The sequence below is a fragment of the Streptomyces sp. URMC 127 genome, assembly GCF_051386535.1.
Lineage (GTDB): Bacteria > Actinomycetota > Actinomycetes > Streptomycetales > Streptomycetaceae > Streptomyces.
Map to the genome: position 1 here is coordinate 1 of NZ_JBPQTW010000553.1, position 258 is coordinate 258.

Consider the following 258-nt stretch of genomic DNA (forward strand, 5'->3'; position numbering starts at 1 on the left):
GTCTTTTTGCATATCTTTTATGAGCTGTATAAATGGTGTTTTTGCCCCCTGCACCCTAATCGGTATCGTGTTAATGAAAAGACCTACCATATGTTCAATGCCTTCGATTTCTGCGGGTCTTCCTGAAATGACAGAACCGAATACGGCGTCATCGTTATTATTATATTTTTGAAGCAGAATACCCCAAATGGTATGGAAAATCGTACTGAGTGTTACTTCTTCTCTTGCCGCAAGCTCCGAAAGCCTGCTGCTTTCTTC

Annotated in this window: 1 protein-coding gene; it reads right to left on the reverse strand. The window is 41.5% G+C overall.

Annotated features, from left to right (window positions below):
- Positions 1–258, reverse strand: a 258-nt coding sequence (locus ACSNOH_RS35360; protein ID WP_436725524.1) for a condensation domain-containing protein, incomplete at both ends; no start/stop codon positions are given.